Raw genomic sequence first — 17,555 nt, forward strand, 5'->3', positions numbered from 1 at the left:
GGCCACCGAGTTTATCACCGGCAGCCTGCTTAATCATTGTAATTGAATTATCGCACTCGTTAGTGGGAATATATCCCAATCATTTCGTGAGGCTCTCGAAGGTGACCGGATAATTTTTCAATCCGAATACAAACGAGCTCTGAATCGGTACGATCTCCTGACCTGGCACTAGCTTGATATCATGGCAAATTCGAAGCAGCGTCTCGATCGTAATGTGTCCCTCCAGGCGGGCTAAAGGCGCTCCTAGACAGAAGTGGATGCCGAAACCGAATGACATGTGCGGATTCGGCTTGCGCAGCTTATGAAACGCGTCTGGGTTCGTGAATTTGGATTCATCCCTGTTTGCCGCGCCAACCCAAGTGATTACCTGATCGCCCTTACGGATCAGGCTGCCACCGATTTGCACATCCTCCGTGGCCACGCGTCCAATGGAGACAATAGGTGGATAATAGCGCAGCACCTCTTCGATGAAGGTCGGAATGACACCGGGATCTTGGGCCAACTCTACCTGTAGCTGTGGCTGCTCCGTCAGGATACGAAAGCTGTTTGTAATCAAATTTGTCGTCGTTTCATTACCGGCTGCGAGAAGCAGAATGCAGAAATTGACGATCTCCTGTTCGCTCAGCTTCTCTCCTTCGATTTCAGCTTGCATCAGTGCGGAGACGAGATCGTCTTTCGGTTCGCTTGCTCGCTCCTTCAGAATCCCCTGAAAATAGTCCGTCAGCTCCCCGACCGTCTTCATTCTCTTCTGCATGATCTGTTCGAATGCTTCGTCACTCAGGTCTTCCGCACTTTCCACGAGCACATCAGACCACTGTTTGAAATGATGCCTGTCAGACGAAGGCACGCCGAGCAATTCCGAAATAACGATGACGGGAAGCGGTGCAGCAAAGTCGTGGACAACGTCCATTTCGGCGCCTGTCGCTTGTGACAGCAAGTCTTCGGCGATATCCCGAATCCGTGGGCCAAGCTCTTGGATCGCTCTTGGTGTAAATGCTTTATTGACCAAGTCGCGCAATTGGTGATGCTTGGGCGGATCCATGAACAGGAGGTTTTGGTTGGCGGCTACTCCCCGGGCGGAGGAGAACGTCTTGGGATCTTTGAGGATGCGATGCACGTCTTCATACGGAAACACATCCCAGCAGTTGCGATTCTCATCAAACCGTACCGGGCTTTCACGTCTCAGCTGGCTCAATACGCCGAACGGGTTCAGGCGGCTCTCCGGTGTTTCCAGTTCGGTCATCCGCAGCATATTGGCAAACTTGGATCCTTTCATAATCATTTCCTCCTTTGGTTGAAAATCCTACACTTGTATCCGGTATTTATGCTGATGTTGATGTTAGATAGAATTCCCTTGCCTTTACAGGTTTATTATATAAATTCTAAATGATAATGTACAATTTATCGTAACTTATGAATATATAGTATATGTTCTATGATTAATTAGTCCTTAAAACGACGATGGACTTTTTCAATTTTTATTTACAGGACCCCGATGCGAGAAAAAATAACGATCCAACAGGCCCTTGAATCATATAAAGCCAGTCTAAATCGAGATCTAGTTAAAAAGTCCAAAATAGGGTCACCCATGAAACGGAAAAAATCGTACACTAAGAAATTCGTTGCATGAAAAAACCGGATCCTTTACATGGGAATCCGGTTTTCGTAAACACAGCTAGAATGAAGTTCAACTAACGTTTCCGTTTAATGAAGAGGTTCTATGAATCTATATGGATAAGTAGCTTTAACTCATTTAAAAGCTTGTTCTTTAATTCATCCAATACTTCATCATTGGGTTTAACATCATCTGAATACATGGTTTCTCTAGGTGTCCACCAAACAGGAAATTTGGGATTTGCTTCAGTCATCCTTATTGGAAATATATACCAATTCATATGTGAATCACCATTACCAAGAAGTTCATAATTTAGCTTGTCTGGTTTGAAAGCTTTAAAAACAGCTTCAGATACTTTGCTCATTTCAATAAGAAACTTCTCCTTAAAATCAACATAGGTTTTAAACGAAACAAGCACATAAACAATATACTTTTGTCGTGTGGGTATAAATGGAAATTTGTTTGCGTGTCATGGATATTTGTTATCAATATTCCTGCCCGTTAGGTGAGCAAAAGGCTGCCGATCATATAGGCAGCCTTTTCGCATCATTTATTAAATCTTCCCATAATAATGGTGTTATAGTATTTACCGTCAGAAAGGATTTTGTCTTTTTTTAATATACCTTCTATTTCAAAGCCAAGCTTTTCATAAAGTTTAATGGCTTTATCATTTGTTTCTAAAACATTCAAAGTGATCTTTTTAATACCATTGGAGTCTGCCCAAGAAATAGATTCTTTTAAAAGATTTTTCCCGATACCGTAACCCCAAAAATCTTTTAATACGCATACTCCGAATTCTATTTTATGAGAAAATCTATTTAAATGATTTCCTTCGCATCTTGAAAACCCGACTATCCGATCATGAACTACCGCAACTAAAAATAAGTTCCTACTATTTTCTGTATCTGTTTTAATAATTTGTTCAAAACCTGGTACATCTATGAACGCCTCCCCTTTTTCTCTGTCTAAATTTTCGGTCTCTTCATCAATCTGTAATCTTAATTCAGACAAATCTTTTGAATCTTTATCGATTGCAGATCTAATAGTATAATTTGTCCCATTTACATAAAATTCTTGTTTGTCAATTATCATGATATACCCCATTCATATTAATTTGATTTCAGAAAAATAAAACAAGGGAGAAGCTTATTTTTGCGGTTCATCATAGCCGTTAGTTGAATGGCAGATCACCAGTCTAGTACTTTATTTCACGGTTTATCAAGAGCTAATTTCAAAAAAATCAATAAAATAAGCCATTCGAACATATTGGTCATGGATAATATGTCAACTGGCTTATTGAAATAACTATCGTTTTCCGTTAGTTTAATGTAGTAGTCGCACTTTTGGGGGTCAATTTATCACGGTATAAGTATAAATTATCTGCTTCAGAAGTAATTTCATTTAATAGGTCCGAAACATTCTTACCATGAGTAAATAAAGAATTTACAACTTGATATTGAGATAAATTACTGACATTTCCCCTCAAAGTCTAAAATTAGTATTATGTCTTGCAGTACAACCGGAAGATTCATAAAGATTTCTTTTTCCCGTAGTTTCACGAAATCACTCTCAAAAATTTTCAATGCAATTTGTTCAACAATAGCTTTTGAAGATAATGTATGTAGGTCTACTGTAGGAAGTAAATTGATAACAAGTTTCTTAACTTTCTCCATGATCCCCCACCAATACTAAATATACTTTATCCACTATTTTAACATTAATCAAAGTGTCTGGTTTTCGAAACCGACTGTTATTTCTCCTTCGTGATGAAACTCGATAACAAATTTAGAAGGAGAAAGAATAAATGTATCAGAACTGACTGCCAGTACATCATCAATTGCATTAATTGTTTTTTGAAGTGAGGTTTTCAATACAGGGAAATTACCATAACTCCAGAGAATAAATATAAAATCTTCAACTTGCCCGTACACTTCAGTAATGCAAGGCACAATTACATTTACATTTTCCATCATCTTCTTTGAGCTAACTTTTCCCCAATCAACCCTAGAATATGGTGAGAATGGGTATAACCTTTGGAGACAATCATATATTTCTTCGCTTTTTTCTTCCGATATTATATAAGTTCCTGCCCCTAAGGCATCTATACATTGGTCGAATAATACCCCATATTCAACAACTTGTTTCTTTTTTTGTTTGGTGAGTAGCTGTTCCAGTATCCATTTTCTGTTTTTAATCTCACTCACGATATCACCTCACTACCCGTTAATCCAGCATGGCTACCGATATATAGTCGATAGCCGCGTATTGTTACTATTCAGCTATCGTTTCCGTTAGTTCAATCATCAAGTTAAAAAAAGGGGAATTACTAACAAAATAAAGGAACAGATAATCATGACAAAAGTAATGGAATTTGAGAGTTTTTCTTTTACTTTATACCATCCTGAAAAATGCAATTTATTTCTGTAGATCACAAAAACTAATATTTCAGCGGCAATCCAAATGAACCAAGCATTGTTATTTAGGTTAAGTCCTACGGTGGAATAAACATTAATTACTAATGAAGCTAGCAATCCACCAAGGAGTACCATTATTAAAATGAATCGCAGAAATTCTAATATGAATTTCATTATGTATCCACCCCTAAGACAATGTTCCCCAGAAAATATTTTACCACTAATATCCAATTTGTTCAGCGATTATTTTTAGGATTACCGTGGCTTCCTGCTAGTTAACAAAGCAGGCCACCGAGTTTATCACTGGGTAGCCTGCTTGATCTGTTTAGAAATCATGGGTAGATAAGTTTTAACTTTTTCAGTGCCGTTCAATTTCACGACTGAAAATGCAAAGTTCCAACTTCCTTCATGGTAACCAACATGGTTAATGTCCAAATTCAAATTGAAGCTTTCAGGAAATTCTTGTGGTGGGATTAACTCGATAACTCCTGCAAATGTATTGCCTATCTCTGACCCCTTTCTCGGCAGGGCATTTTCATTTATTAATTCTTGTATTGCTGGTGGATATGCGGGGTTTTTGTCCAAAGTAATCACACGTGGTAATTGATTATGTGGTGAGTTCAATACTTTTATGAAGAAATGCTTTACTGCCGGCATATCCCGATTTTCAGATAGCATAGAATCAATTGTATTCCCCATAGAATCAACTGTTCTGTATAAATACTTCCATTAACCTTTGAATCTGATGTACGTTTCGTCCGTTCTTATTTTGGGGGTTAAATAGGGGCGGATATACTGCTTCCATTTAAATAAATTCAATTTGGTTTCCATCGTAACTTGCTCCATCTAATGACTTCATGCAGATACGTTATCATGAATTAGAGGTTTGCACCATAACGCCTTTTATCAATGGGTCTTCCATGAATGGATAGCTAACAATAGCCGTCCTTGCTTGTTTAGAAAAACCCGTATCAATTGGTAAAACCCTCCAATCTCTTTAACGCTTCCTCTATAAACTTGATCTCTTTATCCCGCAGAACATCCGAAATGTTATATGTTATTAAACAGAGATGGTAAAAGTAATCATGATCGTATGAATCAGAATCAGCATTAGAAAGATACTCCTCGTAAACGGTCTAATAAAATAATTGATCATCCTCATGCTGCGCACGATATGTTACCCATACCGCTCCCTCTCTTCCATTCTATGGTGTCACTCTGGCTTCAATCTTAACAGTACAGCAGCAGCAGCAGCAAATGGGCCTTGCGTACGGTACGACAGAACGTGGCCTTCGATGCAAATCCGATTCGCATGTTCTTCATTAGAAGACTCAATCTCATACTGCCCCTTCTGAGGTAAACGTATGTCGAGCTGCTCCGGCAGTTCGCCACCGAATGTATGAATGATGACAACTGCCTCTGTATGACTCTGATTCATCCGGACCATGGCTTGCCATCCTTCTGGATGTCGATAACTATGGACTATCGGACCGAAGCGATAGCTGACACCTTCTTTAATGAGAGGGGCTATACGTTTATAGAAGCGAATTCCCTCATCAACAAGCAGCCACTGTTCTTCCTGCAAATCATAAATATCTCCAGATAAGCACATTCGACCCAAGAACGTGTAAACTAGCGAGTACCTAAGCCTTCGCTCGGAATCCTCTTTTCTTAAAACCGCCCAAATCTGACTCTGTCTTGGAAGAATCGTACGGTGCATATTGGCGGCGATGATCGGGATTTCCAGCTCTTCATGCGCATCGGAGAAGGAGGCCATGGACGTTAGCCCCATCATGGATGGTTCAAGCCTATGCCCCCCAGAAGAACAGTTTTCAATGACCAGGTGCGGCAGTTCCTTCCGTATCCGTTGTAAAAAGGCTTGCACAGCCTCAAGCTGCAATCGAAGCCCCTCACCCAACGATTCCGCACCGTCACAGCCAATCCCTATAGTTTCATTATAATCTATTTTTAAATAGCCAAGATAATATTCCTTTATGAAATCGATCACTTTTTTAGTCAAATAATCGATCACGAATGGATCTTGGAAATCCCAAAATCTTCTCTGACCCGAAGTAATCGGAATTCCATCTCTCTGCAGCAAATGATTGGACCATGAAAATGCTTCAGCTAAATAACCGCAACTTTCGAACTCGAACCAAATGCCAGGAATCATTCCATTATTCCTAATTTCCTGTACAACTGCCTTTAATCCTAACGGAAATAGCTCCGCTGAAAGGTTCCAATCACCCATATTGCTCCACCAGCCCTTGTCTTTCTCCGCATACCACCCGGCGTCAATAACTAAATACGTAATTCCTTTTCCCTTCAGCATCTGGGCAATTCGAGTGATATTTTCATGGGACGGTGTTCCCCAAGTCGTACAAAACTCATTAAAAATGATGGGTAATGTTTCCTCCACCTCAGGAAGTTCAATCAAAGATCTTTCGTGTAGTTGGGTAAGCCTTTGACCAGCAACATCAATATCGCCTTCAACGACAGTCAAGTAGGCTTTTGGTGTCGTAAAGCTCTCTTGTGGTTTCACTCTCTTTAACCAATGACCAAACTCGCGATCGGTCAAACCTCCTGACATGCATAGCGCATCATCCCGCCTATATACTTCCATCTGCCAGGAAGCCGGATGAGCTAATTGTGCTCCCCAAATCACATTGTGCTGCGTATCTTCTATAGCTACAAAAGGGAAAAAACCTCGAACAGGCATCGATCCAACTTGTCCGAACCGCTCGCTGTTCACGCCATGCTTCGACCAGGTTGGTTCCAACTGCAAATCTTCAATGGCGCAAGTTTCCAAACGTCCTTCATTACTCCATTTGCTTCGTATACGGTGCATGAGCAGTGTTGATGGCGTATCACCTTGAGCAAACGGAGTCATTCCTCCTAAGGAATAACTGGACAACATCTCAACTTCTACGTCTTCATAACTTGTATTAGTTATAGTCATTTGTGATTCCAAAGCCTGATACCCATGGAAATAGGATAACTTATGTTCGATGAGATACGAGGACAGTTTATGTTGAAAATAGGTTATTACATGCTGACTTTCTTCCTCACGCAGCACGCTCTGACGTATAAACTGGAATTGGGATACGGACTCGGAGTTCCGCAATGTTCTTCCTTGTGCAAAGCCTCCCGGATAATCATCACCCACCAATTTGACTTGGACTAAGGAATCGACCCTATATTGCTTCCCTGTGTTGATATGCCCTGTTAATTGCGACGGCACCAAAACCAATCCTACCTGTCGGGTAGACGGCTCCCACCAATATTGCACTGTAATATCTTCAAAAGTAAAAGACGAAAGTAGTTCCATCTTAGCCATTCTCCTTCATAATAAATGATAAGGAGACACCCCGTTATACGGGCTGCCTCGATCTTAACCTTAGTTAATCGACCACAGTTAGTTCTATTTTCAGCTTCCCTTATAGTAGGAAATTAATAAGAACCGCTTTCAATCAGGTACCAATAGAATTTTAAAAAGATGCCCCCTGTGCAATAGTGCAATACGAGATCATCTTCTTCAATTTGCCTAGACTTTTTTAAAATATCCTTTAAAGGGGGGTACAGTTTAATTGATTATAGGTTTCTTTTTAGTATATTGGGCAATTCTCATGTCCAACCTTTGCCCAATCCGGTAGCTGCGAATGGACAACGTATCAATGATCCGTTTGGTTTAAAAAGCTCTCCAATTCATTCGTAAACTCGTTCGGGCGCTCCATGTTGGAAAAATGGCCTGCGTTCGCGATGTCCGCCCGTCGGGCGGATGGTACAAGATCAAGTAACTTCTCCGAAGAACGGATGCTGCCATCCGAGTCATCGCTTCCAACGATAACAAGAATCGGCATGCTGAAAGTATTTGCGTGCAAGCTGCGGGAGAGCGCCTTGCCGAGTAGGCATCGAGGCTCTTGATGCCTGAAGGTCCAAGCCGACCATTCGCTGACCATTCGCCATAGCCGCTCGCGGATTAACTCTTTATTCGCTCCTGAGCAGTTCATTAAACTGGCGAACCACTCGTTAACCCGTGCAAGGATAACTTGATCATCTCGCCCCGGTGCAGAAGCATAATCATCGCAACCTGGAAGCGTCCGGGCTCTATCCTCATCCGCTCCCTCACCATCATCTGTATATATGGCTCCAGCTGCGATCGAAATCGAACGCGTATACTCCGGGTATAGATGCATGAAATCCAGTGCTACAAATGAGCCTAACGATAGACCTACAATATGAGCCGCCTCGATGCCTAGATGCTTGATCAACTTGTAGAGGTCCTCGGCATGCAAGTAATCTTTGCCTTCCTTCGGCATCCCGGATAGCCCGTAACCTCTCAAATCATATCGGATGACTCTGTATCGGGTGGCCAATCGTTCAAACTGGGTATCCCACATCCTGCGGTCGACGGAATGTGCGTGCACCAGAACGACAGCCTTCCCTGATCCCGACTCTTCGAAATAAAGGTCGATTCCACCACCGACATCAACTCTCCCTGTAACAATCGAAGGTTTATGCATCACTATAGCTCCCTATAAATAAATTAATCGAAATTTGTTTGGTTCCCTGCCAATTAAATCCTGTGCGTACATGCGGGGGATTGAGACGGTTTGTACGGAATCGCAAACATACGAACCTACCACTGTGGCTCCGTTTTCTATTTAGACTGTTTTACAAAACTATTTTTATGTTGAAATTATATTCTATAAATTTTATTTGAAAAATAGCATAATTACACGATTCATATAACTAAACTACTTTTTCAGAGGTGTTTTTACGTGATGTGCCGACTATACTTTTGCTCCCATTTGAAGAACTCAACTTTTTTTGCATAATCATGGGAATTATTATGATATATAACTTTTACCATTTCCGCCCAAGGACCGCGTAGATTAACAAATTTATTTTTCCCTGATTAATACAATATTGGTGGGGTTTCACTGGTAGCGCTGTTACTAGCATAAGCATTAAAATCAGTCCGGTGAAATATCCGCTTTCGCTGTTTGGCTGCCAATACCCTAATGTTCGTTGGTATGTAACGTACTCTGTTCAAGACATCCATTATCACGCCTATACAAAAATCCCTCTTACGCGATTGGCAATGAAATATCCAACGAAATGAACGTAAGAGGGATTATGCAGGACTATTATCTATTCATGTTATTGAAATGATAAATGGTACTGAGCATCTCGGAGTAAGTATTCTGCTGCATGCTGTAGCCTTGTTACACGAAACCTTTCCCTAACATCTGTTGTGCATCAGTTTTATTACTTAGTTACTGTCACACTCATCGTATTGCTGGATGTTGCACCAGCATAGTTCACTAACTCCGCGCGGTATACATAGGTACCAATGGCCTTGTTCGTTATTGTGGCTATTGCCGATTGAGCTGACGGTGAATTGTTCGTCAACTCTTGCGAATAGATGACAACGTCATTTTCATATAAACGATAACTTGTACCATTCGTTCCCCACCACATATTCATTGTGACGTTGAAGTTCCCGTCATTATCCCAGTTGTTGTTCGACAATACTGGTTTTGCCGGAGCTGCTTGCGTTACAATTACTGTGTGCGTGCTGCTTCTTGTTGTCCCGTATGCATTCGTAAGTTCAGCATAATATTGGTAGGACCCGTTTGGCTTATACGTAATTGATGTTACAGCTGATTGCGCATTCGGAGAATTATCCGTCAGGATTTTGGTATCGATTAGTGTTTCATTTTCATAAAGTTTGTAAGTCTTACCGTTATTTCCGTACCACATATTCATGGTGATCTGATAATTACCGTCTGCTATTCCATCCAACCCGTTATCGTCGGAAAGAACGACTGTTCCCGGAACGCCTTTACTCAGCGCTGTGATATTGTTTACAGTCGCCGTAACCATTCCATGGTTTCCAGCCGCATCGACGAATTCAAATGTGAAACTGCCATTCTGAATGAACGTATGACTCGCTGAACCGCTATTGTTCGTAATCGAAACCTGCTCGTTCGGTATGATCGTTACAATAACATCTTGTTTCGTCGCTGCTGTTTCACTGTAAACCACCGTTGCAGTAGGAACAATTTTATCGATATTGCTGACCGCATAGCTCGTCACATTCGAGACATTGCCCGCCCCGTCCGTTCCTCTCGCATACACGGTGTCATTGGCTGTAACAACTACCGGCGCGGTGTACACTGTCCATGTACCGCTATCGCCTACTTTGTACTCTTTCACAGCTGCGTCATCCGGGTAGTTGATCGTAACGTTTACATTGCTATTCGTCGGAGCCGTAATATCGGCGGACAGTACAGCATCTGCTGGGGGTATTTTATCGACAATGCTTGCCACAACATGAACCTCATTCGAAATATTGCCTGCAGCATCCGTTCCTCTTGCGTATACCGTTTCATTATCGTTAACAACGACTGGTATGGAATAAGCAGTCCAGACGCCGTTCGCACCCACTTTGTACTTATTTGTCACAGAGTCAGCGGGATAGTTGATCGTGACTGCAATATGGGCATTGTCCGGTGCATTTGCTGTAACGAAGGTCGCGTCTGATGGCGCTGTTCTATCCATATTTACAATGATAGACTGCTCGGCGCTGGTCGTTCCATCGCTGTTCTTCATTCGGTAGCTGAAGGTATTAGTGCCGTCTTGATCCAATATGATAGGAGCTGTGTAGGAATGCCATGCTGCTTCGCTGTTCAGATTATATTCCGCACCGCCATAGGTCGATAACGTCACGGTCGCCGGCACTGTATACCAACCGTTAAGCCCATTCGGTGCGACGGGATCTACGATTGCCGAGATCGAATATTTTAACCCGCCCAACGCCGCTATCAGATTGGAAGAGACCGTATCGATATCGGCCTGGCTTGCGTTAGCATTATCAGACACACTTGTCGCCGCCCCTACGGCCGCCTGCAGCGCTGTATAGCTGTCTGCCGTGTTCTGGCTAGCGTTAATCGCTGCCGCTTTGCTGAGCAAAAGCTTGAGCAGCGTTCGATCCACAATCTTCTCATGGAATTCCACATCCCCCACATTGGCAAAGCCGTTAGGCGTATAGTACCTCAGATAACGGTATGTCTTGCTGCTGTTCAATACTTGCGAGTACCATTTCAAATCTGTGATGTTATTGATTGTATACAAGGTGTCAAAGTTGGTACCATCGTTGGAGCCTTGGATCAGTGCTCCGTTAATCCGGGCAATATTGTTGGATCTCGGTATAAACTTAATGCCGCCAACCACTTTGGCATTTTCCGAGCCCAAGTCGACTTGAGCCCAACCCGATCCTGTTTTCGTATCAGGCGAAGTGGTTGTATCCCCGTCAAAAGCGCGCCACCCGTTCATTGCCGCATTGAGCGTACCGTCCCACGAAGTGGAAGATGCCGTCGTCATCGAAGACGTAATGTTGATTTTCGGGTACATATCGACCAGAGACACCAGCAGCCCTTGAGCCTGAAGCAACTGCTTGAGTAGCGCTGGCTTATCGGCTCCCGGCTGGCTCATTGCCGATTGAATCCGATTGACTTCATTTTGATACAGGTAGTAGCTTCCGTTGGTATAGTTGTTCGGCGGAAGCACATTGGAATTAAAGTCGAATTGATAATCGCCGTAAAACTCAACTTCCGCGATGTTGCCGAACCAAGCACTGCTATTATACAGTTTCAAATAACGGTAATACGTGTGTTCCAAAATTTTGTCAAGCCTGATATCGATCCAAGTGCCGTCTGTCGCTCCAATTACAGGCTGAGTAAGATTCGTCCAAGTTGCATTGTCGTTGGAGCCCAGAACAACGAGTCCATTCATTCTGGCGCTATTCGTCCCTGCTCTCGGCATGAGCCTGATTTCGTTCAACTGAGCAGACGAGCCTGCACCCAAATCAACAATGTAATAGGCGCCCGTACCGCTATTCAGGTCACCGGCTGTAGCCGTATCTCCGTCAAACAATAAATAACCTACCTGCGCCGCTGACAAACCGGTGCCAGGATACTGCACAGCAGAAGCTGTCACTTTTGCCACATTTTTGACGTCGATTTTGGGACTGCTATATTTGCCCGGCGCCAAAATAACGATGCTCCCCGTATCCGCTGTCGTGCCGTCATCCAGTTTCGTAACTGTAAATACAGCGTTCACTAATGTATCATAGTCTGGCGATGTGATCGTTCCGTCTGTGCCAATAATTCCAGAAGGCGATGTGGATTTAATTGATACGCTATAACCTGCCGGAACCTTGGGCATCGAGATACTCGTTGCACCCTTGACAGGCGTTGCAACACTTGAGATTTTGGATGCAATGATTGCAGCGGATGCCGTATAATCTCCGTAAAATTCAACTTCAGACACGTCGCCTGACCAAGCTGAGCTGTTGTATAGTCTCAGGTATCGGTAAGCGTTATGATCTAGGATTTGACTATTTTTCAATTGGTACCATTTGTTCGCTTGCGAGTCTGAAACACCGGTAGTAATGTTCTTCCAATTGACATTATCGTTGGAGCCTTGAACCACCATGCCATTCATTCTTCCAGGAACCGATGCTCTTGGCATGAGCAGCACTTCGCTCAACTTGACAGCTGCGTCTGCTCCGAAGTCTACAGTGTAATAGGAGCCGGAAGCCGTATTCAAGTCTCCGAAAGTAGACGTGTTGCCATCAAACAACAAGTAGCCCACCTGAGACTGCTGACAGACCGTTGCCGGGCCACTGCTTGTCGGAAGCTGTAACGGTAGCTAGTAGCATAGGAACATTGATGAATTTTGACCCATCGACAAGTAACAGCGCACTGCCGTCGGAAGTTCCATACATGGTGTCTCCAACCGTTCCATCATTCTTCTGATAGTCAACAGATACTTTCATATAGCCGGTTGTTTCATTTCCATTTATCTTTGCCACAGCCGTCCAATTGATGTTGTCCGTCGTGCTGACCGTTGCATCAACGCCTTGAATCTTGACCTTTACATTCTGGATGGGTTCTTTTGCTGTAATCCTAACTTTTGCCGTATCGCCTGTGGAAATTTTGCCGTTTACGCTTTGATCCGAACCAATCGATACGGACTTTATCTTATTCCCAATTTCGTAGCCCTGACCATAAATATCGAAATCCCTTAACTCCAGGAAATTCCGAACTATGCCGTAAAGAACGTCAGGTAACGGCTGAATCATTTCCAATTTGAGATAGCGGTATTTCACATTCTGGTATGCTGGATCGACATCAAGGGTTTGAAAAGCTTGAGTCATCTGAGTTACTCCCGGCGTCAGCCCAGTCCAGCTTTCCCCATCGTTTGATCCATATACCGTGGAGTTTGCAACGCGATCCGTAAAGATATTGCTAAAGAATCCGAATTTGTAAGTTGAAACTTTATAATCGGGACCAAAATCCACAATATGATATAAATGGGGTGGAGAACCCAGTGCCGTACTCAACGAAGAACCGGTTGAATTATCCAGATCATCCATATTTTTGATATCAGAACCCCAGCTGGACCAAAATACTTTACCGGAGTAATGCATGCTGCCGTCCGCTCTTAATTGTGTCACCAAATCAAGACCGAGTACTACGCTCCTCAGAGATTTCAATTGCTGATTGAAAGCTTCATCGGATGTGCCGTTTATCTGACTGATGGTCTTCGCATACTCCGCTTGATATGCCGCAAGCGATGCAGACGAATAAATCGCATTTGAATCATAGAGAGCAATGGCTGCTTGAACGGCAGAAGCGCGGTCATTAGCTACATGGATCATCACGTTCTTTGTTGCTACCGTAGTAGCGTCGGAAGCAGCGACAATAAAGGAAACGTCCCCGGCTTGCGTAGGCTGCCAAAAAAATGCGCCTGTATTATTATTAATTCCAGGCCCGCTCGGATTATTCTGCAGCTCATACGAAACAACATCCGTACTGCTTGCATCCTTAGCAGAGAAATCAAGTTGAACCGGCGAACCGGCATAGGTATACAGATTCAAATCCGAATTTCCGGTAGTAAACACCGGCGGCGTCAGCTTCTGATCTGCCGCTTTGAGGATATGTTCCATATCAACCGTGGTTCCTGCAGGTCCTTTGACAGTCAAATAGTAGATGGTATCCCAAGATACCTGGTTAAGGGTGACATATTGCCACTGCCCTTTCGTGTCCGGAAGCGTGATCTGCGCCAATAGCGGCCATTTGGCCTCCTCCGGATTACCTCTTACTTCCAATACAGTTACGCCGTTGGTCCGAATTTTGATTCCGATCATGTTCTCAGTAAGCGCCCCGTGAGTAACCACCGTAGTTGTTCCTTCCGGCCTCGCACCCAACCTGACAAAGGAAGTACTGCCTTCTTGCATGATAGACGTATTGTTATTTAATATCGTAGCCCTATCCGCGAGCTTAATCAAACCAACTGGTGGCGTCCTTTCGGCATAGGTTGCCGCGTCAGCCGCCGCCGCCGCAGGATAATAGAGCCACTCGTCTCCTCCGCCGTCCACGTTGTTCCATTTACCAGCATCTTGCGGAAGCCTCTTGGTGAATGCTTCATAAAAATATGGGGCCTTTGCTGCAATATCGACCCCTTTGATATACTTGTAGTAATAGAAGAGATACCATATATTATTATTGACAAATCTACCACGATAGCCGCCTGATAAGCTATTATAGGTATCTCTTATCGTTCCATCGGGACTAATAGCGTACGCAACCGGCGTCCAGGGCGTATCGTAACCGAGCATGAACTGCCAATAATAGTCGGCACCCGCCAAAATTCGATCATTCAGGAACTCATATGGTCCTACGGCATCCGCATTGGTGGATGGGGTTCCTTCTATCGGATCCACCTTAGTTCCCTGGGCCGTCAACTGCCTCGCGAGGAGGCCAAAATTGGTTACATCCCCGCCGGCATGCGCCTGGTCCCTTCCCATCTCCATATGCTGAAGGTGCGGCGTAACCGGCTGACCCGTCGCGTCGTTGCGATCGACAATTCGGAACAAGCGCTTGACCGATCCATTGAAGCCTTGATCTTTGGCCGTCTTATTAACTGTAAACCATTCAACAGACTCGTTATATCTGTCTCTGTTATCGGTAAAGATATACCCAGCCATTGCTCCGAACAGTGGATAATTAAACTGGTTCATAAAGTAATCCGGACTATGAAATAGCGTTTCTGTCAACGGAACAATCAAATTGTTCGTAAATAAGGTGGTATCTTGATCCGTCCACGCATTTGCCGGATTCTGATAGCTGGTATATCGCAATATTTCTGCCGCACTTATCATCCGGTTGGCTGGGATCGCTGCATGAATCTGCCCATCCGTATAAAATTTGTATTTCGCAGGATCCATCTGTTCCCAAATGCGGATAATATGCAGCGCATTGGCCCGATAAGTCTCATCGCCGGTAAAATAGTACATCATCGCCTGTGTATACGCCTTCAAGCCATCAGAAATAAATTTCGGCTCAAAGCATTGGCAGTCAAAAGCATCGGTAGCCGGTTTATTGGGATCCGCCGAGCTTTGGTTGCTTGATGTAACTGTTTTCGAAGCAGCATCGGAATTGACCATTGACAAATATCCCGAATACCAGGGCTCTTTTTGCGCCATCACCTGATCTCTCGCGTTTTCGAGTATCGCTTTGGTAAAGCCGATACCTGGATGGGTAAAACCATTACTAACCGTTTCATTAATTTGCACCAGATTGCTTGTGCCGATGGTATCGGCAGAAACAGAGCCAATCGGTACAAGCGACATCATGATACTAGTTGCCGAAACTACTGTAAGCAAACGCTTTCTTAAATATTTAAAAATAAATGCTTTTTTAGGCTTCATCTTGTTGCTCCTTCCATTGATTAATAGTTCAATGTTACTCCAATCTTGGTTGCGCTTTCAATTTACTCATCCCCCTTTACTATCAATTTTAATAGCGCTTTCTCATTCAATATATAGTACTTTTACACGATTCATTGTAATTTAATAAAACACATACAAGTCCAATCACCAAATATTTAAGTCAGCGAATCCTTTCGGCTATTAGCCTCAGTATGCAAATCATGAAGCTTTTTTTTGAACTCTATAACGACTTCAAAAAATAAATATCCCCTTACAATATCCGATTACACAGCACAGAGGCTTATTAACTATCTTGAACAAAAAGAATCCTATAGTCTTAATTCAGAAGAGATTTCTTCATATCTAGAAAATATTTGTATCTTTCACTGTTTCTTCTTGTTAACATCGTTTACAGCTCCTTTTTTTTATACACTATTAATAAAAAGTTAAAATTGTAACATTATACCTCCCTCTCTAAAAAGTTTGATCACCGTATGCAACAATCATTTGTTTACGCTTTCATAAATCAACATTACAAATTCTTTATTTGAAGTGTAAGGTACAATTTTTATTTCAATACCGTCCAATTGGTTATAAATCTCCTTTAGGCACACTTTTTTAAGGGGTACATTTATCCGTTCTAGAAGAATTAAAAAAGAGCAATACCTTAACGGTACCGCTCTGCATTAGGATATTCCTGGCTTTTCCGAGATGGTCTTGGAATGATTTTCTATTATCGATGACGTATGACGTCATCCGCTCCAGTTGACGTTACATCAAAAGTTACACAGTCTTCAATGTTTATAATGCTTTGATCATATACGTCAACTCAAAACAATCCCTTCCACATAGTAGTTCTAACCTTTGACTCCACTTGATGCCATGCCTTCTACGAAGTATTTTTGAGCGAAAGTGAACAAAATAATAGGCAGTAGTACAACAATTGATGCCCCTGCCATTTGGAGGGAATAATTAGCGCCAGCAGCAGATGTGAAATATTGAAGTCCCACAGTAACCAATTGTTGTTTTTGGCTAGAGATAAATATAAATGGACTCGCAAAATCGTTCCAAATGTACACGAATGAGAAAATGACCATTGTCATTAAAGCAGGAATTGCAAGCGGGAGGATAATTCGATAATAAACTTGATAATGCGAGCATCCATCAATAATAGCTGCTTCTGTAATCTCTTTAGGGATCCCCACAAAAAATTGCCGCAAAAGGAATAAAAAGAACACATCAAAAATGGCTGGAATAATTATCGCCCAATGTGTATTTAACAAATGCAAGTACTTATATAGTAAGTATCTTGCAACAATTGTTGTATCAGAAGGAATGGCTAATGTGGATAAAGATAGGAAAAGCAATATATTTCTTCCCTTGAATTGTAGTCTAGCAAAAGCATAGGCTGCCATCGTGACAAAAAAACCACGTAATACAATAGAAAGCACGACTACTTTAAACGAATTCCATATCCAAAGAAAATAATTGGGATTCGCGAATAAAGCTTTATAATTCCCCCAATAAATATCTTTTGGAATAATATTGGCAAGCGGTTTATCAAATGCTGCAGCTGTGGTTTTTAGTGAGGCTGATATCATAAAAATAAAGGGGAATATCATCAAAAGTGCAATAATTAAAACCATAATTGAGTACAACATTGTTGATGCCGTTATTTTCTTTTTTTCTAATAGTGTACCCATTTCTTTTGAACCCTCCATTGTATAGCCGAGATCACCATAAT

General features: G+C 42.5%; 11 protein-coding genes and 1 pseudogene. All 12 read right to left on the bottom strand.

What is annotated here, in order from left to right; translation table 11 throughout:
• Positions 1-79: 79 nt before the first annotated feature.
• Positions 80-1,282, bottom strand: a complete 1,203-nt coding sequence (locus ACBP55_RS19115) for a cytochrome P450 (RefSeq protein WP_464644146.1) — start codon at positions 1,280-1,282, stop codon at positions 80-82.
• Positions 1,283-1,718: 436 nt separating this feature from the next.
• Entirely contained in the window at positions 1,719-1,979 is a 261-nt protein-coding gene (locus ACBP55_RS19120; RefSeq protein ID WP_464644148.1) for a hypothetical protein, read from the bottom strand.
• 182 nt (positions 1,980-2,161) lie between these two features.
• Complete coding sequence (locus ACBP55_RS19125; protein ID WP_464644149.1) at positions 2,162-2,707, bottom strand: N-acetyltransferase family protein; 546 nt, start codon at positions 2,705-2,707, stop codon at positions 2,162-2,164.
• A gap of 374 nt (positions 2,708-3,081) precedes the next feature.
• The gene (locus ACBP55_RS19130; RefSeq protein WP_464644151.1) at positions 3,082-3,288 is read right to left on the bottom strand and encodes a hypothetical protein; all 207 of its coding nucleotides are present in this window, start codon (positions 3,286-3,288) and stop codon (positions 3,082-3,084) included.
• 48 nt (positions 3,289-3,336) lie between these two features.
• Positions 3,337-3,819 carry a CDI toxin immunity protein gene (locus ACBP55_RS19135; RefSeq protein ID WP_464644153.1) on the bottom strand — a complete coding sequence of 161 codons (483 nt, stop codon included), beginning with the start codon at positions 3,817-3,819 and terminating at the stop codon, positions 3,337-3,339.
• Positions 3,820-3,918: 99 nt separating this feature from the next.
• Positions 3,919-4,203: a hypothetical protein gene (locus tag ACBP55_RS19140; RefSeq protein WP_464644155.1), complete on the bottom strand. Its 285-nt coding sequence runs from the start codon at positions 4,201-4,203 to the stop codon at positions 3,919-3,921.
• Between the two features lie 348 nt (positions 4,204-4,551).
• Positions 4,552-4,794, bottom strand: a pseudogene (locus ACBP55_RS19145) (DDE-type integrase/transposase/recombinase); the annotation flags it as partial.
• A gap of 448 nt (positions 4,795-5,242) precedes the next feature.
• A complete protein-coding gene (locus ACBP55_RS19150) occupies positions 5,243-7,357 on the bottom strand; it encodes a glycoside hydrolase family 36 protein (protein WP_464644157.1) in 2,115 nt (704 codons plus the stop codon).
• 343 nt (positions 7,358-7,700) lie between these two features.
• Positions 7,701-8,552: an alpha/beta fold hydrolase gene (locus tag ACBP55_RS19155; RefSeq protein WP_464644158.1), complete on the bottom strand. Its 852-nt coding sequence runs from the start codon at positions 8,550-8,552 to the stop codon at positions 7,701-7,703.
• A 748-nt stretch (positions 8,553-9,300) separates the two neighbouring features.
• Positions 9,301-12,678, bottom strand: a complete 3,378-nt coding sequence (locus tag ACBP55_RS19160; protein WP_464644160.1) for a galactose-binding domain-containing protein — start codon at positions 12,676-12,678, stop codon at positions 9,301-9,303.
• Positions 12,671-15,811 (bottom strand): alginate lyase family protein, encoded by a 3,141-nt coding sequence (locus ACBP55_RS19165; protein ID WP_464644162.1) that lies wholly within the window; start codon positions 15,809-15,811, stop codon positions 12,671-12,673. The genes ACBP55_RS19160 and ACBP55_RS19165 overlap by 8 nt, the downstream gene beginning before the upstream one ends.
• A gap of 857 nt (positions 15,812-16,668) precedes the next feature.
• Complete coding sequence (locus ACBP55_RS19170; protein ID WP_464644164.1) at positions 16,669-17,514, bottom strand: carbohydrate ABC transporter permease; 846 nt, start codon at positions 17,512-17,514, stop codon at positions 16,669-16,671.
• Positions 17,515-17,555: the final 41 nt, after the last annotated feature.

Source organism: Paenibacillus sp. WG02 (assembly GCF_055396115.1).